Genomic DNA, 26252 nt, shown 5'->3' with positions numbered 1-26252 from the left:
TGTGAATTCCAGAGGGAACTGGACCCATGCCAAGACAGGAAGTCATTCGCAAAGCCAGGCGAGACAAGCGTGCCGGCAAATCGGCAAGCACGCAGGCCGGCGAATTCGTCAAGGACCAGATCGACAAGATCCGCAAGGGCAAGCATGGCGCGCGCTCGACGAAACAGGCCATCGCCATCGGCCTCTCGGAGGCGCGCCGCGCCGGCGTCGATCTGCCGCCGCCGCGCAAGGGACGCGTCAAGAAGGCGACGCGTCGCAGCGCCAAATATGCCTATGAAGTCGGTCAGGGCAAGCGGCACCGCGAAACGCCGGCCGCGCGTGTCGCGGGCGGTCGAAAAGGTTTTGAAGAAGGAGCCGCGTTCGACCGCGTCGCGTAGCGCACTGTCGAAACAGGGCAAGCGTGCCGCGAGCCAGCGATCAGCCGCGTCGCGTTCAGCCACCGCGCGCAAGGCGAGCCGCACCAAGGGCGCCAAGGCCCGCTCCACCGCCGCGAAGAAGGCGGCACGCACCAGGGCGCCCCGCCGGAGTTGAGTCTCGTCCTGCTTAGGAACCCGGCGTCCACTTCCAGACGATGTCGGACACGTTGACCGGCCTCGGGATCAGGCCCAGTTTTGCAAAATGATCGGCGACCGCCTGCTGGCTCTTGGTCACCTCTGCATCCAGCGGCACCACACGATAGGTGGAGCGGTTGACGAAGCGCCTGACAGCTTCGATGTCGACGCCGGTTGCCTCGGCCTGGGCCTTCGCTACCTCCTGATGGTGAGATTCCGCCCACACGCCTTCGGAGGCGAAGCTCGCGTTGAGTTTTGCCACCAGTGAAGGATACTTCTCCACGAAGTCCGTGCCGGCGATGTAGAAAGCGTTCGGCTTGTGGACCTCCTTGTCGAAGACGATGACGCGGGCGCTCTCCTTCAACTCAGCGAGCGCCAGATACGGATCCCAGATTGACCAGGCATCGACCGAACCCTTTACAAAGGCGGCCGTCGCATCGGCCGGGGCGAGCGGAGCCGGCGTAATGTCGGACCAGGAGAGACCGGCCTTCTCGAGCGACGCGACGAGGAGGTTGTGCGCACTCGATCCCTTGGCAAACGCAACGCGCTTGCCCTTGAGGTCCGCGAGCGATTTGATCGGCGAATCCTTCGGAACGATGATCGCCTGAGTGTCGCCTTCCGACTTCACCGCTGCGACGTAGCGGATCCTGGCGCCGCCGGCTTGGGCGAAGATCGGCGGCGTATCACCGACGAAGCCGAAATCGACACTGCCGACATTGATCGCCTCCAGCAACGGCGGACCGAACTGGAAGTCGATCCATTTGATCTCGATGCCGAGCGGCTTAAAGGCGCTCTCGAGCGTTTGACGCTGGCGAACCGCCGGGAAGAAGCCGCCCTTCTGCGTACCGATGCGGATTTCCACCGGCTTGTCCTCCGCGCGCGCCGGTGCGGCTAAGGCGGTCGCGAGCAGCACCGTCATTGCGAGAATGTGTCGACGATTGATCATGACGTGGTCCTTTCGGTGGAATCAGTTGGCAAGCAGTGGAGAATTCGCGCGCCGGCTCCGCTCGGAGAATACGGCGCGGGCGGCGCGCTCCGCCTCGCGCGCCGAGCGGAACTGGCGACCTTCGAGGCTGTCGAACAGACGCTCGGAGGAGAAGAAGCGGAAGCCGCGCGTATCCTTCGTGACGATGCCGGCGGCGCGGTCGTGGATTTCGATGATGTAGGCATTCGATTGAATTCGGGACATGACTGCTCGTTCGCTGGGATCTCGGCGTTCCTGTCTCGGGATTGCTGGGTGAGGTGCTGCTAGGAGTCGGCGGTCAGCAACAACAACAGGCGCCGGTGGCCGCCGAGAAACAGCGCCACGTCATGCACGCAAGCATGTCGTTCCCGTTGCGCTGGTGATCGGTTCTCATATCGCGGCTTTGACTCGAGGAGCAGTTTCGATGCGTCGAATATCGAGCGTTTAGCGCGATCGGTCAATGAAATGGCTATCCATAATTGCCAGTGGCGCGCATCGGCACGTCTCCGGAGGGAAGCGACGGCAGACGGATTCAACTGGCGGCAAGTTCTTCCCTTCTCCCCTTGTGGGAGAAGGTGGCGCGAAGCGCCGGATGAGGGGTTGCCTCGGCGAATCCTGAAGCAAGAGAGTCGCGTGCGGAGAGAGACCCCTCACCCGTCTCGCCGCTGTTGCGGCGAGCCACCCTCTCCCACAAGGGGAGAGGGTAAGAGAGAGCTACCACATCGTCGCGGCGGCGCGCTCCGGCCAGGCGCGGTCATACTCCGCACCGCCGACCTTGTTCTCGCTCATCACGGCGAGGATCTGTCCGGGTGTCGGCAGCGTCTTGGAGTCGATGCGCTTGTCGGGATTCCAGAGGTCGGAGCGGACGATGGCGCGGGCGCACTGGAAGTAGATTTCGTCGACCGTCATCACCATGACGCTGCGCGGCGCCTTGCCTTCGACCTTGAACGAGGCCAGCAGCTCGGGATCGATGGAGAGATGGGCGCGGCCATTGGCGCGGACCGCGTTGCCGGAGCCGGGGATCAGGAACATCAGCGACACCCTGGGATCGCGCACGATGTTACGCAAGGAATCGACCCGGTTGTTGCCGCGGCGGTCCGGCAGCATCAGCGTCTTCGGGTCGTGAATGCGGACGAAGCCGGAGAGATCGCCGCGCGGCGAGCAGTCGATCCCCTCGGGCCCGATGGTGGCGAGCGCGGCGAACGGGGCCTTTTCGATGAAGACGCGATAGAGCGGGGTGACGTGATCGGCGACTTTCACGGTTGAGGCGTCATTGGTGACGCCGTAGATGGCCTCCAGCTGCTCGACCGTTTCGATCACCGACATTCCAGTCTCCTTGTTGCGCCGGCTATTCGTGCCAGCCCTGATTCTTGATCACGCGCAGAAGCTGGCGGCCGTGATACTCCGCATTGCCCGCGTTGAGGATGGTGACATCGGCCTGCGCCGATGCGTCTTCGACGCTGCGCGTCAACCGTTCCGCGATATTGCCGTCGCTGTGCCGGGCGCGGGCGGCGAGCCGCTGCGCCAGCACATCCGGCGGCGCCGTGATCGCGACCACCACGACGTTTGCATAGGTCCGGCGTAGCGCGCCGATCACCGTGCGCGAAACATTGGCCACGACGGCGCGTCCGGCACGAATATCGTCGTTGAGGTCGAGCGGCAGCGCGTAGGAATGCCCATGCGCCTCCCAATGCACGGCGAATTCGCCATGCCCGCGCGCGCGACGGAATTCGTCAGGGCTCACCGCGATATTGTCTTCGTCGGCCGAGGATTCGCGGGTCACGACACGGCGCGGGAAGACGATGTCCTGATCTTCGATGCATGCTGCCCGCGCCAGCCGCAGCAGCGTGTCCTTGCCGGCACCGCTGGGACCGACCACGAGCACGAGCCGTCCGGGCCCGATCGCGCCCTTCTGCGCTCCCGCCACGGTGACGGTCTCGCTCATGCGACGCGGCTCCCTTCGCGCCAGACGCTGCGGACCGCAGGGACGCTGCCCGCAACATGCACGCGGATCAGATCGGCACGCTTGCCGACCGCAATTTCACCGCGGTCGGACAGGCCGACGGCTTCCGCGGGGGCCTTCGTCACCGTGCGAATCGCCGCCGCAAGATTGATGGCGGGCACATGCTCGGGCAAATGCAGGGCGGCCATCAGAAGGCTCGAGGGAATGTAGTCCGAGGACAGGATGTCGAGCAGGCCTTCGCGGGCGAGATCGACCGCGGCGATGTTGCCGGAATGCGAGCCGCCGCGCACGACGTTCGGCGCGCCCATCAGGATGTCGATTCCGGCCTCGTGCAGGCCGCGCGCGGCCTCCAGCGTGGTCGGGAATTCCGCCACCGAAACGCCATCGCGCACGGCGTCCACGACGTTCTCCTCGGTGGTATCGTCATGGCTCGCCAGCGGGATCTTGTACTTGTGTGCCAGCGCCACGATCTCGCGCATGTTGGTCGCGGCATAGGCCTTCTGATACTCGAAACGCTTCGCGAACAGCTGGTCGAGCTCGGCATCGGTCTTGCCGCCGCCCTTGCCGCGATAATAGTCGCGCAGCTTGCCCTCGTCGCGGAACTGGCGCTGGCCGGGGGTGTGGTCCATCAGCGACATCAGCCGCACGTCGGGACGGTCGATCAGCTCCCTGGCCTCCTCGACCACGCTCGGCATCGGGATTTCGCAGCGCAGATGCAGGAAGTGATCGGCGCGCAGCAAATTGGCATCGCGCGCGGTCGTGATGGCGGCGGCGAGCACGCCGGCGCGGCCGTCAACTTCCTCGGCGCCGTCCTCGCGCCAGACCCGGAGCGAGTCGAACACCGTGGTGATGCCCGAGGTCGCGAGCTGGCCGTCATAGGAGACGACGGCGGCGACCGGATTCCAGAACACTTTTGGCCGCGGCACGTAATGCGCCTCGAGGTGATCGGTGTGGAGCTCGATCAAGCCGGGCATGATCAGATCGCCGCCGGCATCCTCGGCCCCCGCGGGCGCCCTGCCCTCACCGATCTCGGCAATACGTCCATCGGCGAGAGCAAGCCAGCCCTGCTCGATCACCCGCTCCGCCAGCACGATCCTGGCGTTGGCGATCACGATGTCCTTCTTGGCGTTCATGTCCATTTCCTTCAGGCCGCGGCGGCGAAGCTGGTGACGTCGACGATGCGGTCGGCAATCTGATGACGGATTTCGTCGTCATGGACAATGGCGACCATGGCGACGCCCTGGCGCTTCTTTTCGGCGACCAGCTCGACCACGACGGCGCGGTTGGCGGCGTCGAGCGAGGCGGTGGGCTCGTCCAGCAGCAGGATCGGCAGATCCGAGATGAAGCCGCGCGCGATGTTGACGCGCTGCTGCTCGCCGCCGGAGAAGGTCGCGGGCGGAAGCTGCCAGAGCCGCTCGGGGATGTTGAGACGATGCAGCAGTTCGCCGGCACGGGCCTGCGCCTCCGCGCGCGCCAGGCCGTTGACGATCAGCGGCTCCGCGACCACGTCGACGGTCGCGACGCGCGGCACCGCGCGCAGGAACTGGCTGACATAGCCGATGGTCGCGCGGCGGATGTTGAGGACCTGCCGCGGCTCGGCGGTGGCAAGATCGACCAGCGCGCCGCGATGGCGGATGCCGATGCGGCCGGAATCGCAACGGTAGTTGCCGAAGATCATCTTCAGGATCGAGGATTTTCCGGCGCCCGATGGCCCCGACAGCACGACGCATTCGCCGGGATCGACGTGAAAGGTCACGCCGCTGACGACAGGCAATTCGATGCCGCCCTGCAGGTGCATCGTAAAGGTCTTGTTGGCGTCGGCGACGTCGATCATGGCGGTCATTGGAAAACTCTTCTTGCAAGGCTCATGGCGTTGAAGCCTCATGGCGTTGAAGCCTCATGGCGGCAGAATCGAGGAGACCAGGAGCTGGGTGTAGGGCTCGCGGGGATCGTCGAGCACCTGGTCGGTGAGGCCGGTCTCGATGACGCGGCCACCCTTCATCACCATCACGCGGTGCGACAGCAGGCGCGCAACCGCGAGATCGTGGGTCACGATGATGACCGCGAGATGCAGCTCGGCGACGAGGCTGCGCACGAGGTCGAGCAGGCGGGCCTGAACGGAAACATCGAGGCCGCCGGTCGGCTCGTCCATGAACACCAGCCGCGGCTCGGTGACGAGATTGCGGGCGATCTGGAGCCGCTGGCGCATGCCGCCGGAATAGGTCCGCGGCGCATCGTCGATGCGTGCGATGTCGATCTCGACGCGGGTCAGCCAGTCCGACGCGGTATCGCGGATGCGGCCGTAGTGATTCCAGCCCACCGCCATCAGCCGCTCGCCGACATTGGCGCCGGCTGAGACCGCCATGCGCAACCCCTGCGCGGGGTCCTGGTGGACAAAGCCCCAATCGGTGCGAAACAAGAAGCGCCGCTCCGCCTCGCCGAGCGTGGCAAGATCGCGGGCGACGCCGTCGCGCATCCGGTAGGACACCTGGCCGCCGCTGGCCGCGAGCTGACCCGACAGGAGCTGCAGCAGCGTCGACTTGCCCGAGCCGGATTCCCCCACGATCGCCAGCACCTCGCCGGGATAGAGCGCAAAAGACACGTCGCGGCACGCCGCGATACGGCCATAGGACTTGCTGAGGGATTTTGCGACCAGCAGCGGCTCGTCGTTCTCGAGCATGTCTTGATCAGCCATTCGATGCCTCCTGCGCCTTGTCCTTGTACGGCGCGGCGCTGAGGCTGCCGTGATGGCCGGCGGCTTGGCGGCCCTCGCAATAATCGGTGTCGGAGCAGACGAACATGCGTCCGCCCTTGTCGTCGGTGACGATCTCGTCGAGATAGGAATTTTCCGCGGCGCATAGCGCGCAGGGCGCGTTGAAGCGATACGGCTCGAAGGGATGGTCCTCGAAGTCGAGCGACACGACTTGCGTATAGGGCGGGATCGCGTAGATGCGCTTTTCGCGGCCGGCGCCGAACAATTGCAGCGCCGGGCAATTGTCCATCTTGGGATTATCGAATTTCGGCGTCGGCGATGGGTCCATCACGTAGCGCGCATTGACCTTCACCGGGTAGGCGTAAGCCGTCGCGATGTGGCCGAAGCGGGCGATGTCCTCATAGAGCTTCACATGCATCAGGCCGTATTCGGCGAGCGCGTGCATGCGCCGCGTCTCGGTCTCGCGCGGCTCGAGGAAACGTAAGGGTTCCGGGATCGGCACCTGATAGACCAGCACCTGATTCGCGTGCAGCGACGTCTCGGGAATGCGGTGACGGGTCTGGATCACGGTCGCATCTTCAGTCGCGGTCGTCGTGGCGACGCCGGCGGTCTTGGCAAAGAACTTCCGGATCGAGATCGCGTTGGTGGTGTCGTCGGAGCCCTGGTCGATCACCTTCAGCACGTCCTCGGGCCCGAGGATCGCCGCGGTGACCTGCACGCCGCCGGTGCCCCAGCCATAGGGCATCGGCATTTCACGGCTGGCGAACGGCACCTGATAGCCCGGGATCGCGATCGCCTTGAGGATCGCGCGGCGGATCATCCGTTTGGTCTGTTCGTCGAGATAGGCGAAATTGTAGGCGGGCGCGTTCATTCCGCGGCCTCCTTCATGGCATCAGGCGCATTGGCTTCAGTGAATTCCTTGCGCAGCTTGCGCAACAGGCCGAGCTCGGACTGGAAGTCGACATAATGCGGCAGCTTCAGATGCTCGACGAAGCCGGTCGCCTGGACGTTGTCCGAATGCGACATCACGAATTCTTCGTCTTGCGCAGGGGCGAGTGCCTCTTCGCCGAGCTCGCGCGCACGCAACGCGCGGTCGACCAGCGCCATCGACATGGTCTTGCGCTCGCTCTGGCCGAAGGCGAGACCATAACCGCGCGTGAAGCACGGCGCTTCGGTCGCGGAGCCCTTGAACTGGTTGACCATCTGACACTCGGTGAGTTCGATCGAGCCGAGCGGCACGGCGAAGCCGACGTCTTCCGCCGAAAATTCGACATCGACCTCGCCGAAGCGGATTTCGCCGGCGAAGGGATGGTTGCGGCCATAGCCGCGCTGGGTGGAATAGCCCATCGCCAGCAAGAACCCTTCGTCGCCACGCGCGAGATTTTGCAGGCGCAGGTCGCGGTCCGCCGGGAAATTCAGCGGCTCGCGGGTGAGGTCGCCAACATTGGCGCCCTCTTCGGCCTGCGGCGAGGGCTCGATCAGGCCGTCGCGGCCGAGAATATCCGTCACGCGCGGCGTGGGCACCGTGGAGGCTTCGGCCGTCGCCGGCGCCTCCGGCACGAAGCCTTCGGCGAGCGAGGGATCGAGCAGGCGGTGGGTATAATCGAAGGTCGGGCCGAGGATCTGGCCGCCGGGAATGTCCTTGAAGGTCGAGGACACCCGCCGCCGCACCCGCATCGCGCCGGTCTCGACCGGCTCGCTGGCGCCGAAGCGCGGCAGCGTGGCGCGGAAGGCGCGGACCAGGAAGATCGCCTCGATCAAATCGCCGCGCGCCTGCTTGATGGCCAGCGCCGCGAGCTCGCGGTCATAGAGCGAGCCTTCGCTCATGACGCGGTCCACGGCGAGGCCAAGCTGCTCCGAGATTTGATCGAGCGTGATTTCCGGCACGCTTTGGTCGCCACGCCGTGCACTGGCGAGCAGGCGATGGGCGTTCTCGATGGCGCGTTCGCCGCCCTTGACTGCGACATACATGCTTAGCTTCCCTTGCTCACGAGGCGCGTGGTGCGCGGGATCGCAACCACGGCATTGTCGGCGACCAACACCACATCGATGCCGCGCGGAAACAGCGTTTCGTTGACACGCAGGCGCTCGAACAGGTCAAACGGCTTGATCGACGCCTGGAGCGTGGCGACGCCGTCGATGCCGGGACCGCGCAGCTCGAAGCTGCGTCCGGAATCCAGGCTCTCGACCTGAAGGATCAGCGTGGTCGACCGATCCGGATATTCGCTGGTGCCCAGCGCGAAGCGCTCGAGCGAAGGCAGCGCCCCACCGTCGCTGATCAGCGCGAAGCTTGCGATGGAAGAATCCTGCACCACCGGCGCGCCGGTGTGGAATTTCAGCCATTTCACGACGTCGGAACTCTCCGCCATCCGCCCATCGAGCCAGAGCGGTGTGTCGTGGTCGAACAGCGTCAACGCGATCGCGGCCGTGCCGCGCATCATCGTTTGAGGCGCTCCTGATGTCGGCACGATGCGCTGGACCGATCCCGGCCGCGCCATCGCGTCCATCACCGAACGAAAGGTCGATTGCGCCGACAGCACCTTATCGGCGAACCCCGGCGGCAGTTCCGCAATCGTGGTCATGAGCTCACCCCTCACCGCGCACCATGGTGTAGAAATCAACCTTCGTCGCAGCGGTCTCGGCCGCCACCTGTTCGCGCCTGACCATCAGCTGCTCACGCAACGGCCCGATGATTTCCCGTTCCACCGCGGCGCCGAAATCGCTGGACTGCACCAGCGCATCGCACAGCGCGATCAACCGCGCCTTCTCACCGTCGCGACCGAGCGTGTAACCGAAGCCGACCTCGCCGCTCGCGAGCCTGACAGCCGCGCGCGACACCGCGGCTTCGCCGAGGTTGAACGGCGCACCGTCGCCGCCGACCCGGCCGCGCAGCATCACGAGGCCGTTTTCCGGCGCGCGCAGATCCTGATGCGCCGGTAGGGCTAGAGCGCGGAGGCGAGCGGCGATCTCGCCCGCCTCCGCGTGCGCCAGCACGGCCATTGCGGCCTGGCGCTGGGCTTGCTGATTGTTGTGCTGGGTCACCACATCCACCGACTTTTCTGCAGAACTTGCCGAATCCAAGTTGTCTATGATACTAGACAACTTGATACCGGAGCGCCATGACTGTTTCGTGACAAAGGCGTGATTTCTGGAGTAGCTTCCAGGCCACATGAGCATGCAGGACACAGCCTCCTCCGGCGTCGCGTTGTGGCGCCTCGTTGCCGACGGCATCGAGCGCGGCATCGCCGACGGCCGCTTTGCGGCCGGCGACAAGCTGCCGGGCGAGGTGGAGATCGCCGAAACCTATCGCGTGAACCGCCACACCGTGCGACGCGCGCTGGCCGCGCTTGCGGAGCGCGGCATTGTGCGGGCCGAGCGCGGCAGCGGAACCTATGTCGAGGCGCAGAAGCTCGCTTATCCACTGCGCTCGCGGACCCGTTTCTCCGAGATCGTCGGCGCGGACGGCCGCGAACCGCATGGCCGGTTGATCGAGGCGTCCGATGATGTCGCGACCCGCGAACTCGCGCGGGAGCTCGGTCTCAAGGCCGGCGCACCATTGGTGCGCATCGAGGCGATGCGCCTCGCCGACCGCACGCCGATCTGCGTCTCCACGACGTGGCTGTCGGCGCAGCTATTCCCGGGTGCGGGCGACGTCTTTGCCGCGACCCGCTCGATGACGAAACTGCTCGAGCATTACGGCGTCCGCGACTATCGCCGCGGCGCGACCCGGATCACCGCCGGCATCGTCGACGCAACCGACGCCGCACGGCTCGATCTGGCGCTGGGACGGCCGATCCTGGTGGTCGACGCCACCGACCACGATCTCGACGGCAAGCCGCTGGTGACCAAGCATTCGCGCTTTGCCGCGGAGCGGGTGGAGTTTCTGGTGGAGAACGGGTGAACGGCTGCTCTCTGCCCCTCTCCCCTTGCGGGAGAGGGTGGCTCGCCGCGTTAGCGGCGAGACGGGTGAGGGGTATGTCTCCACACGCACTGAACTGAATCTGCGGATGCAGACCCCTCATCCGGCGCTTCGCGCCACCTTCTCCCACAAGGGGAGAAGGAAGAAAGTTACGCCACCGCCCTTCGGCCGATGATGGCGAAGCGGCGAGTTTGCCCGAAACAAAATCGATCGCCGCAACAGCGATCAGGATCATCAGGATCAGGAACGAGACCTTCTGCCATTCCAGCACGCGGATCTGCTCGGCGAGCTGGAGGCCGATGCCGCCGGCGCCGACGATGCCGATGATGGTGGCCGAGCGCGTGTTCGACTCGATGAAATAGAGCACCTGCCCGGCGATCACGGGCAGGACCTGTGGTAGCAGACCGAAGCGGATCTCGTGCAGCGCACTGCCGCCGGAGGCGCGGATGCCTTCGACCTGCTTCTGGTCGGCGCCCTCGATCGCCTCCGAGAACAGTTTTCCGAACGCGCCGAAATCCGACACGGCAATGGCGAGCACGCCGGCAAACGGCCCGAGCCCGACCACGTTGATCCACACCAGCGCCCAGATCAGCGTGTCGACGCCGCGGATCGAATCCAGGAAACGCCGAATCGGGAAGCGCAAAATGCTCGACGGCACGACGTTACGCGCGGCAAGAAGACTGACCGGCAGCGCGAACAGTGCGGCCAGCGTCGTGCCGAGTAGCGCGATCGACAGCGTCTCGCCCAGCGCCTTCAGATAGACCGGCAGTGACGAGCCGGGATCCGGCGGGATCATCATCAGGCTGATCCAGCCGAGCTGGCTGAGGCCGGCGACGAAGCGCGAGGGCGAGAAATCGAGATCGACCAGGCCATAGACCAGGATCGCGAACGCCGCGACGATCATCGCCGGCATCGCGAGCCGGGCCGAGGCCGGCCGGTCGAACACATCAGGGTAGCGCGCGCGAAGCGCGGCGGTGTCGATCTCCCGCGGTCCCGTCACGTCCGCGCCTCCTTGCCGAACAGACGGCCGCGCAGCCAGCCGGTGCTGATGTCAATGATGAAGACCGTGACGATGATGGTGAGCAGGATCGCGCTGACGTCGGAGTAATAGAACTTGCGGATGGCGACGACGAGCTCCTGGCCGATGCCGCCGGCGCCGACGAAGCCCATCACGGAGGCCTCCCGGACATTGATCTCGAAGCGCAGCAGCGCGTAGCTGGCATAACCCGCGGTGACCTGCGGCAGGATAGCGAAGCGCATGCAAGCGAGCCAGCTCGCGCCGGTCGAGCGGATGCCTTCGACCGGCTTCATGTCGGCGTTCTCGACGATCTCGGAGAACAGCTTTCCGAGCGCGCCGGTGGAGTGAATCGCAATCGCCAGCACGCCCGCCATCGGTCCGAGCCCGAAGGCGATCACGAAGATCAGCGCAAACACGATGCCGGGCACCGTGCGGGCGAATTCGAGCAGACGCCGCACCACGAAGCGCAGCCAGGGCGCGGGCGAGGTGTTTTCAGCCGCGAGGAAGTTCAGGCAGAATGCAAAAGTCGCGCCGATCAGCGTGCCGACATAGGAGATCAGCAGGGTCTCGCCGAGCATCTTCAGCCATTTCTGCCAGCCCCAGAGCCACTCGCCGACATCGGTCCAGACGCGCTGGCCGGTGTCGAGTGTGAGGATGCGGTCGAAATAGCTGATGAAATTGCCGTAATGGGTGAACAGCGTGCGCAGATTCACTTCGGCGCCGATCGCCGCCAGACACAGTGCAGCGGCGAACACCACGGCTCCGAACAGGAGGCGCCATCGCTTGCGCGCGACCGCCTGGCGATAGGCGGCGTTGAGTACGGCGAGCTGCTGCTCGGGGAGGATCGAAACCGCGACGGTCATCTGATCAGGAAAGGTGGTCGATCAAAGAGAAAGAGCCGGGTCCATCGACCCGGCTCCAGTGGCATCGTCCCGAAACTCAGGACGCCTTCTTCTTACGCAGCGCATCGACGAACTTGATCAGCTCGATCGTGCCATCCCAATCCTTGGTGGTCGCGGGATGAAAACCCTTCTTCTGGCCGTCCTGGAGGCGGTCGAAGGCCGCCTTGTCCTTGGCCGGCGCGTCGAAGAACGCCTTCGCGATCGCAGCTTTGGCGTCTTCCGGCAGGTCGGAATTGTAGGCATAGGGGCCGTTGATGATCGGCGCCGACTTGTGGATGATGCGGAAATCGTCCTTCTTCATCGCCGAGCCGTCGGCATTCTTCAGCATGCCCTTGGTCAGCATCTGCGCCAGGGTCGAATCGTCATCGCTGGTCCACTGGTTGGCGGCGACGTCGACCGTGCCCTGCGCCAGCGCCAGGATCGCGTTCTCGTGGCTGCCGGTGAAGACGACCTTGCTGAAATAGGTGTCGGCATCCGTGATGCCCATCTTGTCGAGCTCGAAGCGCGGCACGTTGTTGCCGGAGGTTGAGTTCGGGTCGACCAGGCCGAGGTTCTTGCCCTTGAGCTGGTCGATGCTCTTGTAGGCGCTGTTCGCCTTGACGAAGAACACCGAGTAATAGCCGGTCGAGCCGTCGGAATTGATGTCGTTGGCGAAGGCGTCGGTCTTGACGCCGGTCAGGCGGGCGCGAGCGAACGAGGCAGAACCGTAACTCGCGATGTGGATATTGCCGGCGCGCTGGCCTTCGATCACGGCCGCGTAGTCGTTGGCGATGCGCAGCGTGACTTTCACGCCCAATTCCTTGGAGAGATAGTTCATGAACGGCGCCCAGCGCTCGGTGACGCCCGAGGCGTTTTCCGCCGGAATGACCGCGAAGGTCAGTTCGGGATATTTGGTTTTCCAGTCCTCGGCGGAAGCCGAAGCCGTGAACGCGAGCGCGGCGGCGCCGGCAAGAATCAATCTGCGAGTAATCATGATAGCCTCTTCATGGGTTGAGGTCGGTTGACGCAAAACTGGTGGGTCCTGATGCGGCGCGGCTCAGGCGGCGGCCGCCGTTCCAAGCGCCGGAATGCCTTGTCGCACCGGTGCAGGCGTGCCGCCCATGACATCGGCGGCTTCGAGATCGTAGAGCTCGCGCGCAACGTGCTCGGTCAGCTCGGCTGGCGCGCCGTCGAACACGACGCGCCCCTGCGCCATACCGATCAGGCGGTCGCAATAGCTGCGCGCCAGGTCGAGCGAATGCAGATTGCAGAGCACGGTGATGCCGAAATGCTTGTTGATGCGCAGCAGCGCATCCATCACGATCTTGGTGTTGCGCGGATCGAGCGAGGCGATCGGCTCGTCGGCGAGGATGATGTCGGGCTGCTGCACCAGCGCGCGGGCGATCGCCACGCGCTGCTGCTGGCCGCCCGAGAGCTGGTCGGCGCGCTGGGCTGCGAGCGGGGCGATGTCGAACTGCTCAAGCGCGGACATCGCCAGCGCCTTGTCCTGCTCGGGCCAGGTCTGCGACAGCGAGCGCCAGGCCGGCATCGTCGCGAGCCGTCCCATCAGGACATTGGTGAGAACATCGAGCCGGCCGACCAGATTGAACTGCTGAAAGATCATCGCCGAGCGCGCCCGCCACTGCCGCAGCTCCTTGCCGCGCAGCGCCGTGACGTCGAGGCCGTCGAACAGGATGCGGCCCTGCGAAGGGGTCGCGAGACGGTTGATGGTCCGCAGCAGGGTCGACTTGCCGGCTCCGGACCGTCCGATCACGCCGACGAAGCCGCCGGGAGAGACTTGAAACGAGGCATCGTCCACCGCGGCTTTCACGCCGAAGCGACACGTCAGACCTTCAACCACCAGCATGCAGGGCTCCAGAGTAGCTGGGACCCACCGCTAACGCCGGCGCTTGACACTTGTGTGACACGGACGTTGCGGTGCGGCGATCCTACACACCTCATCCCCTGTCATCACGTCGTCATGACATTGTCATCAAGCCGCTCGAAGAGAAACGCCCGCCCTCTCGTTCGGATGCAACATGGCCGCCAAAGCTCTTTCGGTCCAGCCGACCATCGATCCCTCGGCGAAGCTGCACGACACCAGGCTTGGGGCCTATACCGAGGTCGGCGCGCGCACGATCCTGCACGAGGTGATGATGGGCGATTACTCCTATGTCGTGAACGACGCCCAGATCACCTACACCACCATCGGAAAATTCTGCTCGATCGCGGCGATGACGCGGATCAATCCGGGCAATCACCCGATGCACCGCGCCACGCAGGCGCACTTCACCTATCGGTCGAGCGCCTACTTCGAAGGCGAGAGCGACGACACGGAATTCTTCGACTGGCGGCGCCAGCATCACGTCCATATCGGCCACGACGTCTGGATCGGCCATGGCGCGATCGTGCTGCCGGGCCGCAACATCGGCACCGGCGCGGTGATCGCGGCCGGCGCCATCGTCACCAAGGACGTGCCGGCCTACACCATCGTCGCCGGCAATCCGGCGCGCATCGTGCGCCGCCGCTTTTCGGAAGACGTCGCCGGGCGGCTTGCGAGGCTCGCCTGGTGGGATTGGGATCACGACAAATTGCGTGCAGCATTGCCCGGTTTGCGCAAGCTCGGGATTGAAGATTTTCTCTCGACGTATGAAGCACGAGGAAGTTCTCTCAACAATTCTGTTGGCAGCAAATCAAGCGCGGTCGCGTGACAGACATTCTTCTTGAGGGCGGTCGGACCCTGATCGGCTCCGAGTTCGTCGAGACGTCCCTTGCCCTGTCCGGACAAGACATCGTCGAGATCGATGCGTCTCTCGGCCGGGCGCGGCTTGCGATCGACGCGCGCAACCTGCTGGTCCTGCCGGGCATCGTCGATCTGCATGGCGATGCCTTCGAGCGGCAGATGATGCCGCGCGCCGGGGTGGACTTTCCGATCGACGTGGCGCTCGCCGACAGCGACCGCCAGGCCATCAGCAACGGTATCACCACGGTGTTTCACGCCACGACCTGTTCGTGGGAGCCGGGCCTGCGCAGCGCCGACAATGCGCGCGGCCTAATGGAGGCGATCGAACGGCAGCGCCCGCAGTTTGCCGCCGACACCCGCTTTCACCTGCGCCATGAGACTTACAATCTCGACGCCGAAACCGAGATCAGCCAGTGGCTCAGCGAGGGCCGTGTCGACCTGTTCGCCTTCAACGACCACATGGACGGCACGGTTGGAGACATGGCCAAGCCGCGCAAGCGCAACCGCATGGTGGAGCGCACCGGCCTGTCGGGCGAGGAATTCGACCGGCTGGTCGGGCGTGTGCTCTCCCGCGCCGGTGAAGTGCCGGCTTCGGTGTCGCGGCTCGCCGCTGCGGCGCGCGCCGCCGACGTGCGGATGCTCTCGCACGACGATGCGACGCCGGTGATGCGCCAGGGCTTTCGCGCCATGGGCGTGGCGATCGCAGAGTTTCCGATCAACGAGGAGACGGCGCGGGCGGCGGCAAGCCATGGTGACGCCATCGTCTACGGCGCGCCGAACGTCGTGCGCGGCGGCAGCCACACGGGCTGGACCAAGGCATCCGACATGATCGCCAAGGGGCTCTGCTCGGTGCTGGCCTCGGACTATTACTATCCCGCGCAGCTGCTCGCTGCGTTCCGCCTCGCCGCCGATGGTGTGCTGCCGCTGACCGAAGCCTGGAACCTGGTCTCCGCCGCGCCCGCGCGCGCGACCGGCCTTGCCGATCGCGGCGTGCTCGCGGAAGGACGACGCGCGGACATTCTGCTGGTCGACGACAGCGTGCCGCTGCGGCCGCGGCTGATCGCCGTGATATCGGGCGGCAAGCTCGTGCATCTCACCGACGCGACACGGTTGCTTGGCATGGCAGCTACCCCGCGCGAAGCTGTCGCCGCGGCATAAACCCGTTATGCTCGGACGATGACAAGTTTCCCCCGTTACGCCATCTATTTTGCTGCAGGCAGCGACAGCGCCCTCTCCCACTTCGGCGCGGAGTTGCTCGGCTACGATGCCTATACCGGCAACGAGCTGCCCTTTCCCGCCGACGCATCGCATCTCGCGCCGGACTGGCGCGACATCACCGCCGATCCCCGCAAATACGGTTTTCACGGCACGCTGAAGGCACCGATGGCGCTCGCGCCAGGCAAGACCGAAGCGGAGCTCTTGGCGGCCTGCGCAGCCTTCGCCGGCGAGGCGCGGACGATCCCGGTGATCCGCCCGGTCGTCGATGCCATCAGCGGCTTCATCGCGGTCATTCCGGCCGAGCCGGTCGATGCGCTCCAAGAGCTCGCCGCCGATTGTGTCCGCGCGTTCGATGGCTTTCGCACCGCCCTGACGGCGGAAGATCGCGCGCGACGCAGGCCCGAGAAGCTCAGCGAGCGGCAGCGCGACTATCTCGATCGCTGGGGCTACCCGTACGTGATGGAGGAATTCCGCTTCCACATGACGCTGACGGGGCGGCTGGACGCGGAGCGTCGCGGGCCGATTCTGGAGATGCTGCGCGCGCGGTTCGCGGCGCTCCGTCTCGACAGGCTGGCAATCGATCGCATCGCGCTGTTCAGGCAGGACGAGGTCAACGCACGGTTTCGCATTGTCGGCGAGTCGATGCTGGCGAGATAGGCGAACGCTCGCGCGTCATATTCAATGTCGTCCCGGCGAAGGCCGGACCCATAACCCCAGGGAGGGGTTATGGGGCGGGCTGGTAACTCCGAGTCGTCGTCAAACTCTATTTCGCGGTTATGGGTCCCGGCCTTCGCCGGGACGACGGAGGGGTTACTTCCCCCACCGCAACGCCAGCGCATCACGCTCCTTGGCCAACTCCAGCAGCCCGGCCCGCGTCGCCGGATGCAGCGGTTGCAACGGATGCCGCACCGTGTCCGACTTGATCACGCCGCCGGCCTGCATCATCGCCTTGCAGGCGATCAGGCCGCATTGGCGGTTTTCGTAGTTGATCAGCGGCAGCCAACGTTCGTAAGCGGCTTTGGCCTCTTCACGCTTGCCGGCGAAATAGGGATCGACGATCTGGCGGATGCCGTCGGGATAGCCGCCGCCGGTCATCGCGCCGGTGGCGCCGGCATCGAGATCGGCGAGCAGCGTGATCGCTTCCTCGCCGTCCCAGGGACCCTCGATATCACTGCCGCCCGCCTCGATCAGGCTGCGCAGCTTTGCAGCCGCGCCCGGCACCTCGATCTTGAAATAGCGGATGTTGGAGAAGTCGCGCGCCAGCCGCGCGAGCAGCTCGACCGACAGCGGCGTGCCGGCCACAGGCGCGTCCTGGATCATGATCGGAATCTTGATCGCGCCCGACAGCACCTTGAAGAATTCGACGACGCCTTTCTCCGGCACGCGGAAGGTTGCGCCGTGATAGGGCGGCATCACCATCACCATGGCGGCACCGGCCGCCTCGGCCTGCTGGCTGCGCGCGGCGCAGACGGCGGAGCTGAAATGCGTGGTCGTGACGATCACGGGAACCCGGCCCGCGACATGCTCCAGCACCGCATGCATCACGGTCTCGCGCTCGGCATCCGTGAGCACGAACTGCTCGGAAAAATTGGCGAGGATGCACAGACCGTTCGAGCCTGCGTCGATCATGAAATCGATGCAGCGGCGCTGTCCGTCGAGGTCGAGCTCGCCGCGCGCGTCGAAGATGGTGGGTGCGACCGGGAACACGCCGCGATAGGGGCGCTGGGCCTTGTGTTGGGGCGTGACCGGCATCGAACTCTCCATCCCTGATATCTCTTACACCTGCCGCGACGCTCGCGCAGCGTCACAGATGTACCCGCCGCGTGCATCGGCAGCAATGCCGATCGCGCGACGGTGGGACGGAAGATTGTCGAAGTTATGCGGTCCTCACCGCGCCCAAAAAGCCCTCGACCGCCACGCGGAGACGATCGGCATCGGCCGACATTTTCGTCACGGATACCGACAGCACCGAACCGGCATTGCCTGTCTCCTGGTTGAGCCTGGCGACGCTACCGATGGTGTCGGTGACCTCGCGGGTTCCCTGCGCGGCCTGCTGGAAGTTGCGGGAGATCTCGGTGGTGGCCGCGCGCTGCTGTTCGACCGCTGCCGCGATCGCCGTCATCTTCTCGTCGATGCCGCTGATCGCGCCGCCGATCGCGCGGATGGCAGTGACCGCCTGGCCCGTCGCGCCCTGGATCTCCGCGACCTGGCGGGAGATCTCTTCGGTCGCCGTCGCCGTCTGAGAAGCGAGGCTCTTGACCTCGCCGGCAACCACGGCGAATCCGCGGCCAGCCTCGCCCGCACGCGCAGCTTCGATGGTGGCGTTCAACGCCAGCAGATTGGTCTGGCCTGCGATGGCGTTGATCATCTTCACGACCTCACCGATGCGGCCAGCGGTCTGATCGAGGATCTCGACCGTCGCATTGGTCTGCGCTGCCTGCGACACGGCTTCACGGGCCTCGCGGGCGCTGGCTTGCACCTGCGCGGAGATCTCGCCGACGGACGCGGAGAGTTCTTCGGTCGCGGCTGCGATGGTCTCGAGATTGTTGGTGGCCTGCTCGGCGGAGGACGAGACCGCCGCGGTCTGGCTGCTCGATTCCGACACCAGCGAGCGCACGTCGGTCGCGGTGGCATCGAGCTCCTTCGTCGACGCCGCAACGCTGTGAATGACGGCTTGCACGGTGTCGTCGAAACTGCGGCAGGCCGCATCGACGGTGCCGGAGCGGGCGAGCTGCAGCGCCTGCTGCGATTCGCGTTCCCGGCCCAGGCGTTCCGCGGTCGCCGCGCTCTCGCGCAGGCTTTCGAGCGCGGCCGCCATGGTGCCGAACTCGTCGGGATATCTGGATTGCGGGACGGGCGTCGCGTAGTCGCGGGCGCTGATCTTGGCGATGGCGTCCAGAATGGCGCGCACCGGGCGCATCAGGCGGTTGCGCACCACGTACACGCCGGCCAGGGTCACGGCCAGCGCGAGCAGGAACGCGAGCGACTGTACGACGAGATTGGTGAGCGCCTTAGCCTGCACCGTTTCGGCCCGGACGATCGACTGGTCGAGCGCCTTGTTCGCTACGGCGACAATGGACGCGAAGGGTGCCTGACACAGCGTATTCCATTCCGAGGCGGGCATCGCGGGCTTGCCGCTGCCGTCGAAATTCTTCGTGAGGTCCCCGATCTGCTTGAGGGCCCCGTCGGTCTTGGCCTTCGCGTCCGTCGCTGCCGTCACGAGCTCCGCCGCCACGTCCGGCGCAGCCAGCAAGTCGGACATGCCCGCCCAGCCGGAGGTGATGGTGCCATCCCATTGCGCCACTGACCGCTTCTGAGCGTCGTCGAGCGGCTTGCTGCCGTTGACGTTGGAGCGAAGGGACGAACAATGGATTCCATAACGGTCGCGCACCTGCCAGGCGAAGCGCCGGACCTGGATCATGCGGGCGATGAAGGGGTCGTTCGTCCAGGCACGGTTCGACACCGCGGTGGAGGCGAGGTTGGCCGTTTCGATCACCTTGGTGACGGCATCATACCAGGAATTGGTCCGCTCGATCTTGCGCTCCGCGCGCGGGCGCTTGGCTTCGTCGTAGAACAGCTGGAACTGCGGTGCGGCGGCGCTCCAGCCCTGCTTCAATGTGCCAGCGAGTTCGTCGCGGCGGGCGAAATCGACGGTGGCGAGCGCGGCGCCGATGGCGTCATAGCCGCCCTGCTCGGCCTTCTCCGCTGCCTCGAGTTTGGCACGCGGATCATCCTCGCCGAGGATCGCGCTCTGCGCATCGCCGCGATTGTTGCGCAGCGCCAGCACGCCATGGAAGATCGCCTTGTCGGCGGCGGCAAGCCGCGCGGTCTCGAGGCTGTCGCTATAGCGGCCGAACGCTCCGACCATCTGGATCGCCGTGGAGGCCAGCGCACCCGCGGCCAGCAGGGCCATCAAGGTCAGGAGAAGCGAACTTACCGATTTCTTAAACATTGCCATGGTGTCGGGGCCTGGGTCGGGGGCCTATTTTTTCGAGCGCCACCTTGCCCGCGACATGCCAATGTTCCGTTAAGGTTTTAATCGAATTGCGGTGAGTTTCCCGGCCCGGCAAACCTTCCTGCAGCCCCGGATCTCACGCAACCTTGGTGAAATCCGGCGGGCGGCGTTCCGCGAACGCCGTGAAGGCCTCACGCGCCTCGGCGGTGCGCAGGCGCAGTCCGAACTGCTCGCCTTCGGCATTCATCTGCGCGACCAGCGCCTCGCCATTGCGCATCAGCTTCTTGGTGGCGGTGAGCGCGCCGGCCGGCTGACGGGCAAGACGCTGCGCCAGCGCGAGCGCTTCGGCATCGAGCTTGTCGAGCGGCACCACGCGGTTGGCGAGCCCCCATTCCAGCGCGGACTTGGCCGGCACGGTCTCGCCCAGCGCGAACATCTCGTAGGCCCGCGCGTAGCCGATGCGCGCCGGCATCAGCAGGCTGGAGGCGGCTTCCGGCACCAGCGCAAGGCTGACGAAGGGCGTCGACAATTGCGCGTTGTCGGCAAGCACGACGAGGTCGCAATGCAGCAGCATCGTGGTGCCGACGCCGACGGCGCGGCCCTGCACCGCCGCAACCAAGGGCCGGGTGCAGCGCGCCAGCGACTGGATGAAGCGCACGACGTTGCGGCTTCCTTCCGACTTGCCCGCTGCGACCGCGGCGAATTCGCCGACGTCGTTGCCGGCGGTGAACATGTCGCCCTCGCCGCGGATCAGGATCACGCGGGCCGGCGCATCGGACTCGGCGGATTCGATGGCATCGGCGAGCTTGCCGTACATCGCATCCGTCAGCGCGTTCTTCTTGTCGGGGCGCGCCAGCGTGAGCGTGAGAATTCCGCCGTTGTTCTCGATCCGGACTTGGTCAGTCATTCGTACGCTCCTCTTGGGAATTTATCCTGAATGCTCGTCAGCCAGCGCGCGACGATGTCGATCTCCGCGCCGGTAAATCCTTCCGTCAATGCCGCATTGACCTTTGCTGCGCTGGCCTTCGCCTGCGCCAGCGCCGTTCGCCCCTTCGGCGTCAGCCAGACGCGCCAGGCGCGACCATCCTCGTGATCCGCGCGCCGCTCCACCAGTTTAGCCGCCGCCGTACGGTCGACCAGCCCCGAGATGCCGGCCGGCCCCATGTCGAGCGCCGCGCCGGCCTCGCCCATCAGGACGCCGTCCTGCTTGCCGAGGATGAACAGCAGGCCCGCTTGCGCCGGCGTGACCTCGCTCGAAGGCTGCGCCGCCATCCAGCGCTGCAAGCGCCGCTGTGCAACGCTCAACAGGTAGATCAGCCGATGATGCCCCGCGCCGGCTTCCTTATTTCGCATGCGAAATATATAATCGAAGCGGCTCGGACTGTCAAAGGAGGGCAGCTGGATCGATGTGCCGCGGCAGTCGTCGAGCAACAGGGCCGCACCGGGGCACCAGAACCTCACCCACCAATCGCAATTACTCGCCGCCGCGACCCTTGACGGCCGCTCCCATTTATGTTCCCTATTCGTTCTATTCAATCATAGATTGTCCCGGAGACCTTTCGTGATGAACAGTACGCGTGGCGAGAACCAGCCGACCCAGCTCGTAATTCATAATGACGATGATACGCCGGACCAATTCGTGATGGATTTGCTTCGGCAGGTTTTCGGCAAATCAGACCGTGAAGCGACCGCGCTCATCACCCAGATCGAGCAGAAGGAAAAAGCGGTTTGCGGACCGTACCCACAATCCGTCGCCGAAGCCCTTTTCAAGTCTGCGCAACAATCCATCAGCTTGGCCGGCCATCGACTTCAGGTCACGCTTGAGGAGGTCAAGACTCCCTGTGAACTCTGTGGCAAGCCGGAGGGACAGACCGACGTGCGTATCGGCGACCGAACGGTCTGGCTGTGCAGCGACTGCATGCGTGCGGCGGATGAACCCTCGAACGAACAAGAGGAAGATTTCGACTTTGCTTGCGACGTTCTCGATTGGCACCTTGCCAGCACCGCGCGCAGCAAACTCGTGACCACGATCCGCCAATTTCCCGGCCACATGCGGGTCGATCTTCAAGCCGCGGTCGATCGGCTCTTCGGCAAGGCCTTCCGGCTGGTGGGACTGAACGAGGAGCAGCGCTACGAAACGCTGTCGATTCCACGACTGCTCAAGGAGGGGCGCTATGCGATCGCGATTGCGCCGCTGCAATATTCCGACGTCGACGTCGGCGAGAAGAGCCCGGTCAAGTGTCTGGATAACGGACTATGGCTGTGTGAGCAGGATCATCTCCGCTACGCGGTTTTGCTCTGCGCACACCGCGAATACAGTCGCGAGCCCGGAATTCGGATCGAGATCCTGGTGCCTTCAGGTTCCGCAGGCGCGGCTCTGGTCCAGCAATGCTTCAATGAATTGGAAGAAGCCGTACAGGCTGCGCGGACCTATCGCGGCAAGATCCTGTCCCTCGATGCCGACTCCGACTATCGCGGTCGCTCGCGCGGCATCACGGTGCATCGCTTGCCGCAGGTCGCGCGCGACGAGGTGATCCTGCCGGAGCAGACTCTGCGGCTGCTCGATCGCAATGTTCTGACCTTCGTCAACACCCGAGACCAATTGCGCCGGCTGGGTCAATCGACACGCAAAGGCATCTTGCTGTACGGGCCGCCGGGCACCGGCAAGACCCACACGATCCGCTATCTCGCAACGCATTTGCCCGGGCATACGACGCTGATCATCACGGCCGAGCAGATCGGTCTGCTCGGCGCCTATATGAGCCTGGCACGGCTGCTCCAGCCGTCGATGGTGGTGATCGAGGATGTCGATCTCATCGCCCGCGACCGCGATGACATGGGGCCGTGTGAGGAATCCATGCTGAACAAGCTGCTCAACGAGATGGACGGGCTGAAGGAAGATGCCGACATCCTGTTCGTCCTGACCACGAACCGGCCGGAGGACCTCGAAGGAGCTCTCGCGGGTCGCCCCGGCCGCATCGATCAAGCCATCGAAGTGCCGCTGCCCGACGAGACCGGCCGCGGCAAGCTGGTCCGTCTCTACGGCAGGGGATTGCCGCTCGAGGGGGCGGTGATCGCGGAGGCTGCCCGGCGCAGCGAGGGCACGAGCTGCGCCTTCATTAAGGAGCTGATGCGGCGGCTAGCGCAAGGAAGCATCGCACGGGACGGCGGCAACACCGTGATCTCCGCCGATATCGACGAAGCCCTTGACGACATGCTGTTCTCCGGGGGCCGGCTCAACGCGCAGCTGCTCGGCGGCGCGCAGGCAATGGCCGCCGGGTGACGCTCCGAAGTGGCGCGCCTGCTACGGCGCGCAGGTGAAGCTCGACGCCTCCGTTACCGGACCGCTCTTGTAGTGCGGCCAAGCCGGCCAACGGCACAGCGGCAGCGCGCGAAGCGTTGCGAACGACGGCGCCTCGATCTTCTGCTCGGCGACTTCCAAATCGCCGGGCGCCTTGCCCTTTTCGACCCAGTCGACCAGCGCGCTCAGCATGTCGACATTGGCCGGCGCGCCGGAGCCGACATGGTCGACCCCGGGCGCGGTGTAGAGCCGCGCGAACTCGGCCGTCTCGGCCTTGCCGAGCTTGCGTTCGACGTTCTCGAAATAGCGGATGCCGGCATAGGGGCTCTGCGCATAGTCGGCCATGTGTTCGAGCATGATCAGCCGGCCGCCGCGGGCGCGGAAGCGGCTGAGGTCGGGGTCGGTGGAATCCATCAGGTTGGAGACCTCGAGCAGCCGCGCCTTGTGCTGTTCGGGCTTATACGTCGTCACGTCGAGCTTGGGATCGCGCGCGAACACATATTGGATGCCGCCGGCACCGTAGATCCAGGCGATGCCGTTATTGGGCGCAGGCGGCTGCGCGGGAGGCGCCGTGCCGAGCCACCACGCGACCCAGCCGCCGGTCGGGCCAACCGCCGGCGTATCCTCGCCCGATACGCCCCATCCTGGATAATCGTCGAGGCCGTTGGCGAGCGCGAACGGGAATTTGTAGGTCGCATGCAGGGTCTCGATCGCCTTGATCTGTGCGTCGGTGAGGCACTGATCGCCGGTCTTGCCGCTGGTGCAACGCAGCGTCTCCGCCTTGAACGCAGCCTTGCAGGAAACGGGATCCTGCACCAGCGCGTCATCGGAGCCATCGGCCTTGTCGCAAGCCGCTCGCACGGCATCGCCCACGAGCTTCACCTGCGCCGGGTTGATCCAGCCGTCACCCATGGTCACGAGCCCCGAGCGCGTGCCGGCATGCTGAAGGCCGACCCAATTGATGACGGGCACGCGGGCAAAGATGCCGTCGAAATCATCAGGGTAGCGCTGCGCCATGGTGAGGCCTTCGCGGCCGCCTTCGGACGACCCCATGAAGTACATCTTCTCAGGTCTCTTGCCGTAAGCGCGCTGCATCAGCGCGACGGCGGCATCGCGTACCTTCTTGTAGGCGCGATGGGCGAAATTCTCGAAGGCTTCGTCGTTGAGCGCGAACAGTTGCGGCGGTTCGCCCGGCTTGGACTCATGACCGGAATCGGTGCCGTAGGTGACGAAGCCGCGCGCGAGCGGCGACGGCTTGTCGAAGGGATAGGCCGGCGGCAGCGTCAGGCCCGTGATCAGCACGCCGTTGAATCCGCCACCGCCATATTGCAGCGAGCGGCCGTTCCATTCGACGGGAAGATTGACCTGAAATCTGATCGGCGGCGCCTTGGGATCGGTGGGATCGATATGGCCGAGCACCCTGCAGAAGCCGGGATTGGCGGGCGTGACGCGCCCCGACGGCGTCGGGCCGCGTTCGGCGACGGCCAATTGCGATGGCGCCAGCAACGTCGCCGAATCGATCTTCACGGCGTCAGCGCCGCCGACCAAGACCTTGCAGACGGCGTCCGCATCCTCAGGCAATGTCACTGCTAAAGCGGAATTCGCGCTCAGTGCAGTCACTGCGCCCACGAGCAATACACACAGCTTCGCACGCACTTTCGCCATCGTTTCCCCCTGCACTTTCTGTTCTCGTTCGTTCCGCCAGGAGGCTGTATTCAAGGCGCCTTCCGACCGGCCGTCAATGACGCTAGTGCTCAAACACCAGCCGCGCGCCGACGGTGCCCTCGAGGCTACGAATCTGCGCAAGCAGCGCGCCTGAATCCTGGCCGCCGAGGTCGGCATCGAGCACGACGTAACCGAGGTCGCCGGAGGTCTCCAGATATTGCGCGGCGATATTGATGTCGCGCTGGAGGAACACTTCGTTCAGCCGGCGCAGCATTCCGGGCACGTTGCGATGGACGTGGCTGAAGCGCGCGCCGGAGGGGCGCAGATGCAGCTGCACCTCCGGAAAATTCACCGCCCCCGTGGTCGAGCCGGTAATGAAAAAGTCGACCAGCTTGCGCGCCACCTCGCCGCCGATGCGCTCCTGCGCCTCCTCGGTCGAGCCGCCGATATGCGGCGTGAGGATGACGTTGCCGAGGCCCTGCACCGGGCTCTTGAAGCGGTCCGAATTCGAGGACGGCTCGACCGGAAACACGTCGATCGCGGCGCCCGCGAGATGGCCGTCGCGCAGAGCTCCCGCCAGCGCATCGAGATCGACGACGGTGCCGCGGCTGTTGTTGATCAGGAGGGAGCCGGGTTTCATCGCCCGCAACTCCTTCTCGCCGATCATCCCAGCGGTCTCCGGCGTCTCGGGCACGTGCAGGCTGACGACGTCGCTCTGCGCCAGCAGCTCTTCCAGCTTCTCGACCGGCTCGGTGTTGCCGTGGCGGAGCTTGTCGGTGCGGTCGAAGTAGATCACGCGCATGCCGATCGCCTCGGCCAGCGTCGAGAGCTGCGAGCCGATATTGCCGTAGCCGATGATGCCGAGGGTGCGGCCCCGCACCTCGCGGCTGCCAGTCGCCGACTTGTCCCAGCCGCCCTCATGGGCCGACACCGAGCGCGGGAAGATGCGGCGCAGCAGCATCACGATCTCGCCGATCACGAGCTCGGCGACGCTGCGCGTGTTGGAGAACGGCGCGTTGAACACTGGAATGCCGCGCTTGCGCGCCGCCAGCAGATCGACCTGGTTGGTGCCGACGCTGAAGCAGCCGACGGCGAGAAGCTGGTCGGCCGCCTCCAGCACCTCATCGGTGATCTGGGTCCGCGAACGAATGCCGAGCAGCGACACGCCCTTGAGCGCCCGCCGCAAATCCTCCCCGTCCAGCGCCTTGGTCAGGCGCTCGACATTGGTGAAACCCGCAGTCCTGAACAGGTCCACGGCGCTGTCGTTGACGCCTTCGAGCAGCAGCGCCTTCGCGTTCCGCTCAGGGCTTTGGCCTGGGGCTGGCATGAAATCTCCGTGGGTTACAGCTTCGCCGCAGCTC

General features: G+C 65.4%; 27 protein-coding genes and 2 pseudogenes. 7 read left to right on the top strand and 22 right to left on the bottom strand.

From position 1 onward, the window contains the following. Positions 1 to 26: 26 nt before the first annotated feature. Positions 27 to 377: a DUF6496 domain-containing protein gene (locus tag ACVIN2_RS23520; protein WP_456767363.1), complete on the top strand. Its 351-nt coding sequence runs from the start codon at positions 27 to 29 to the stop codon at positions 375 to 377. 166 nt (positions 378 to 543) lie between these two features. Here the strand turns inward: ACVIN2_RS23520 and ACVIN2_RS23515 are convergent, their stop codons facing one another. The 11 genes from ACVIN2_RS23515 to phnG all read right to left on the bottom strand — a co-directional run bounded on the left by ACVIN2_RS23515 (position 544) and on the right by phnG (position 9242). Then, a complete protein-coding gene (locus ACVIN2_RS23515) occupies positions 544 to 1497 on the bottom strand; it encodes an aliphatic sulfonate ABC transporter substrate-binding protein (protein ID WP_456767362.1) in 954 nt (317 codons plus the stop codon). Between the two features lie 21 nt (positions 1498 to 1518). Further along, positions 1519 to 1740, bottom strand: a complete 222-nt coding sequence (locus ACVIN2_RS23510; RefSeq protein ID WP_456767361.1) for a hypothetical protein — start codon at positions 1738 to 1740, stop codon at positions 1519 to 1521. A 489-nt stretch (positions 1741 to 2229) separates the two neighbouring features. After that, positions 2230 to 2841 (bottom strand): pyridoxamine 5'-phosphate oxidase family protein, encoded by a 612-nt coding sequence (locus ACVIN2_RS23505; RefSeq protein ID WP_456767360.1) that lies wholly within the window; start codon positions 2839 to 2841, stop codon positions 2230 to 2232. Between the two features lie 22 nt (positions 2842 to 2863). Next, on the bottom strand, positions 2864 to 3460 hold the full coding sequence (gene phnN, locus ACVIN2_RS23500) for a phosphonate metabolism protein/1,5-bisphosphokinase (PRPP-forming) PhnN (protein WP_456767359.1): 597 nt from the start codon (positions 3458 to 3460) through the stop codon (positions 2864 to 2866). Next, positions 3457 to 4611: an alpha-D-ribose 1-methylphosphonate 5-triphosphate diphosphatase gene (locus tag ACVIN2_RS23495; RefSeq protein ID WP_456767358.1), complete on the bottom strand. Its 1155-nt coding sequence runs from the start codon at positions 4609 to 4611 to the stop codon at positions 3457 to 3459. The genes phnN and ACVIN2_RS23495 overlap by 4 nt, the downstream gene beginning before the upstream one ends. 11 nt (positions 4612 to 4622) lie before the next feature. Continuing rightward, positions 4623 to 5321, bottom strand: a complete 699-nt coding sequence (gene phnL, locus ACVIN2_RS23490; RefSeq protein ID WP_456767357.1) for a phosphonate C-P lyase system protein PhnL — start codon at positions 5319 to 5321, stop codon at positions 4623 to 4625. A 54-nt stretch (positions 5322 to 5375) separates the two neighbouring features. Beyond that, the gene (phnK, locus tag ACVIN2_RS23485) at positions 5376 to 6173 is read right to left on the bottom strand and encodes a phosphonate C-P lyase system protein PhnK (protein ID WP_007615531.1); all 798 of its coding nucleotides are present in this window, start codon (positions 6171 to 6173) and stop codon (positions 5376 to 5378) included. Further along, on the bottom strand, positions 6166 to 7062 hold the full coding sequence (locus ACVIN2_RS23480; RefSeq protein WP_247285659.1) for an alpha-D-ribose 1-methylphosphonate 5-phosphate C-P-lyase PhnJ: 897 nt from the start codon (positions 7060 to 7062) through the stop codon (positions 6166 to 6168). Before ACVIN2_RS23480 ends, phnK begins: the two co-directional genes overlap by 8 nt. Further along, complete coding sequence (locus ACVIN2_RS23475) at positions 7059 to 8162, bottom strand: carbon-phosphorus lyase complex subunit PhnI (protein WP_456767356.1); 1104 nt, start codon at positions 8160 to 8162, stop codon at positions 7059 to 7061. Before ACVIN2_RS23475 ends, ACVIN2_RS23480 begins: the two co-directional genes overlap by 4 nt. A gap of 2 nt (positions 8163 to 8164) precedes the next feature. Beyond that, on the bottom strand, positions 8165 to 8773 hold the full coding sequence (gene phnH / locus ACVIN2_RS23470; protein WP_456767355.1) for a phosphonate C-P lyase system protein PhnH: 609 nt from the start codon (positions 8771 to 8773) through the stop codon (positions 8165 to 8167). 4 nt (positions 8774 to 8777) lie between these two features. Further along, positions 8778 to 9242, bottom strand: a complete 465-nt coding sequence (gene phnG, locus ACVIN2_RS23465) for a phosphonate C-P lyase system protein PhnG (protein WP_456767354.1) — start codon at positions 9240 to 9242, stop codon at positions 8778 to 8780. Between the two features lie 118 nt (positions 9243 to 9360). Between phnG and phnF the strand changes: the two genes are divergently transcribed. Continuing rightward, positions 9361 to 10092: a phosphonate metabolism transcriptional regulator PhnF gene (gene phnF / locus ACVIN2_RS23460; RefSeq protein WP_035993736.1), complete on the top strand. Its 732-nt coding sequence runs from the start codon at positions 9361 to 9363 to the stop codon at positions 10090 to 10092. 167 nt (positions 10093 to 10259) lie between these two features. On the opposite strand, the pseudogene phnE (ACVIN2_RS23455) reads toward phnF, so the two are convergent. The 4 genes and pseudogenes from phnE (ACVIN2_RS23455) to phnC form a co-directional block, all read right to left on the bottom strand. Next, positions 10260 to 11110: pseudogene (phnE, locus tag ACVIN2_RS23455) on the bottom strand (phosphonate ABC transporter, permease protein PhnE). Continuing rightward, entirely contained in the window at positions 11107 to 11991 is an 885-nt protein-coding gene (gene phnE, locus ACVIN2_RS23450) for a phosphonate ABC transporter, permease protein PhnE (protein ID WP_456767353.1), read from the bottom strand. Before phnE (ACVIN2_RS23450) ends, phnE (ACVIN2_RS23455) begins: the two are co-directional and overlap by 4 nt. A 76-nt stretch (positions 11992 to 12067) precedes the next feature. Next, complete coding sequence (phnD, locus tag ACVIN2_RS23445; protein ID WP_456767352.1) at positions 12068 to 13003, bottom strand: phosphonate ABC transporter substrate-binding protein; 936 nt, start codon at positions 13001 to 13003, stop codon at positions 12068 to 12070. 63 nt (positions 13004 to 13066) lie between these two features. Next, positions 13067 to 13876, bottom strand: coding sequence for a phosphonate ABC transporter ATP-binding protein (gene phnC, locus ACVIN2_RS23440; protein ID WP_007597623.1), 810 nt, complete (start codon positions 13874 to 13876; stop codon positions 13067 to 13069). A 172-nt stretch (positions 13877 to 14048) separates the two neighbouring features. On the opposite strand from phnC, the gene ACVIN2_RS23435 reads away from it, so the two are divergent. Genes ACVIN2_RS23435 through ACVIN2_RS23425 form a run of 3 tightly spaced genes read left to right on the top strand, consistent with a single transcriptional unit; the run spans position 14049 to position 16627 of the window. Next, complete coding sequence (locus ACVIN2_RS23435) at positions 14049 to 14720, top strand: chloramphenicol acetyltransferase (protein WP_456767351.1); 672 nt, start codon at positions 14049 to 14051, stop codon at positions 14718 to 14720. Then, positions 14717 to 15910: an alpha-D-ribose 1-methylphosphonate 5-triphosphate diphosphatase gene (locus tag ACVIN2_RS23430; RefSeq protein WP_456767350.1), complete on the top strand. Its 1194-nt coding sequence runs from the start codon at positions 14717 to 14719 to the stop codon at positions 15908 to 15910. Before ACVIN2_RS23435 ends, ACVIN2_RS23430 begins: the two co-directional genes overlap by 4 nt. A gap of 18 nt (positions 15911 to 15928) precedes the next feature. Next, positions 15929 to 16627, top strand: coding sequence for a DUF1045 domain-containing protein (locus ACVIN2_RS23425; protein ID WP_456767349.1), 699 nt, complete (start codon positions 15929 to 15931; stop codon positions 16625 to 16627). A gap of 153 nt (positions 16628 to 16780) precedes the next feature. Here the strand turns inward: ACVIN2_RS23425 and ACVIN2_RS23420 are convergent, their stop codons facing one another. From ACVIN2_RS23420 to ACVIN2_RS23405, 4 genes are all read right to left on the bottom strand, one after another. Then, complete coding sequence (locus ACVIN2_RS23420) at positions 16781 to 17722, bottom strand: dihydrodipicolinate synthase family protein (RefSeq protein ID WP_456767348.1); 942 nt, start codon at positions 17720 to 17722, stop codon at positions 16781 to 16783. Positions 17723 to 17846: 124 nt separating this feature from the next. Then, positions 17847 to 19928, bottom strand: coding sequence for a methyl-accepting chemotaxis protein (locus ACVIN2_RS23415; protein WP_456767347.1), 2082 nt, complete (start codon positions 19926 to 19928; stop codon positions 17847 to 17849). Positions 19929 to 20061: 133 nt separating this feature from the next. After that, positions 20062 to 20832, bottom strand: a complete 771-nt coding sequence (locus tag ACVIN2_RS23410; RefSeq protein ID WP_456767346.1) for an enoyl-CoA hydratase — start codon at positions 20830 to 20832, stop codon at positions 20062 to 20064. After that, the gene (locus ACVIN2_RS23405; protein ID WP_456767345.1) at positions 20829 to 21278 is read right to left on the bottom strand and encodes a MarR family winged helix-turn-helix transcriptional regulator; all 450 of its coding nucleotides are present in this window, start codon (positions 21276 to 21278) and stop codon (positions 20829 to 20831) included. The genes ACVIN2_RS23410 and ACVIN2_RS23405 overlap by 4 nt, the downstream gene beginning before the upstream one ends. 211 nt (positions 21279 to 21489) lie before the next feature. Between ACVIN2_RS23405 and ACVIN2_RS23400 the strand changes: the two are divergent. Beyond that, a pseudogene (locus ACVIN2_RS23400) lies at positions 21490 to 21684 on the top strand (ATP-dependent Clp protease adaptor ClpS); the annotation flags it as partial. On the opposite strand, the gene ACVIN2_RS23395 reads toward ACVIN2_RS23400, so the two are convergent. After that, on the bottom strand, positions 21598 to 21993 hold the full coding sequence (locus tag ACVIN2_RS23395) for a hypothetical protein (protein ID WP_456769893.1): 396 nt from the start codon (positions 21991 to 21993) through the stop codon (positions 21598 to 21600). The pseudogene ACVIN2_RS23400 and the gene ACVIN2_RS23395 overlap by 87 nt on opposite strands. Here ACVIN2_RS23395 and ACVIN2_RS23390 point away from each other — a divergent pair. Next, positions 21976 to 23208: an AAA family ATPase gene (locus ACVIN2_RS23390; RefSeq protein WP_456769790.1), complete on the top strand. Its 1233-nt coding sequence runs from the start codon at positions 21976 to 21978 to the stop codon at positions 23206 to 23208. The two genes, ACVIN2_RS23395 and ACVIN2_RS23390, sit on opposite strands and share 18 nt — an antisense overlap. Positions 23209 to 23229: 21 nt before the next feature. Here ACVIN2_RS23390 and ACVIN2_RS23385 read toward each other — a convergent pair whose 3' ends face one another. Together ACVIN2_RS23385 and serA are read right to left on the bottom strand one after the other, a co-directional pair. After that, complete coding sequence (locus ACVIN2_RS23385) at positions 23230 to 24891, bottom strand: tannase/feruloyl esterase family alpha/beta hydrolase (RefSeq protein WP_456767344.1); 1662 nt, start codon at positions 24889 to 24891, stop codon at positions 23230 to 23232. Positions 24892 to 24973: 82 nt separating this feature from the next. After that, entirely contained in the window at positions 24974 to 26218 is a 1245-nt protein-coding gene (gene serA / locus ACVIN2_RS23380; protein ID WP_456767343.1) for a phosphoglycerate dehydrogenase, read from the bottom strand. Positions 26219 to 26252 lie beyond the last annotated feature (34 nt).

It is taken from the genome of Bradyrhizobium sp. USDA 3650 (genome assembly GCF_054057395.1).
This window is presented reverse-complemented; position numbering and strand designations above follow the sequence as displayed.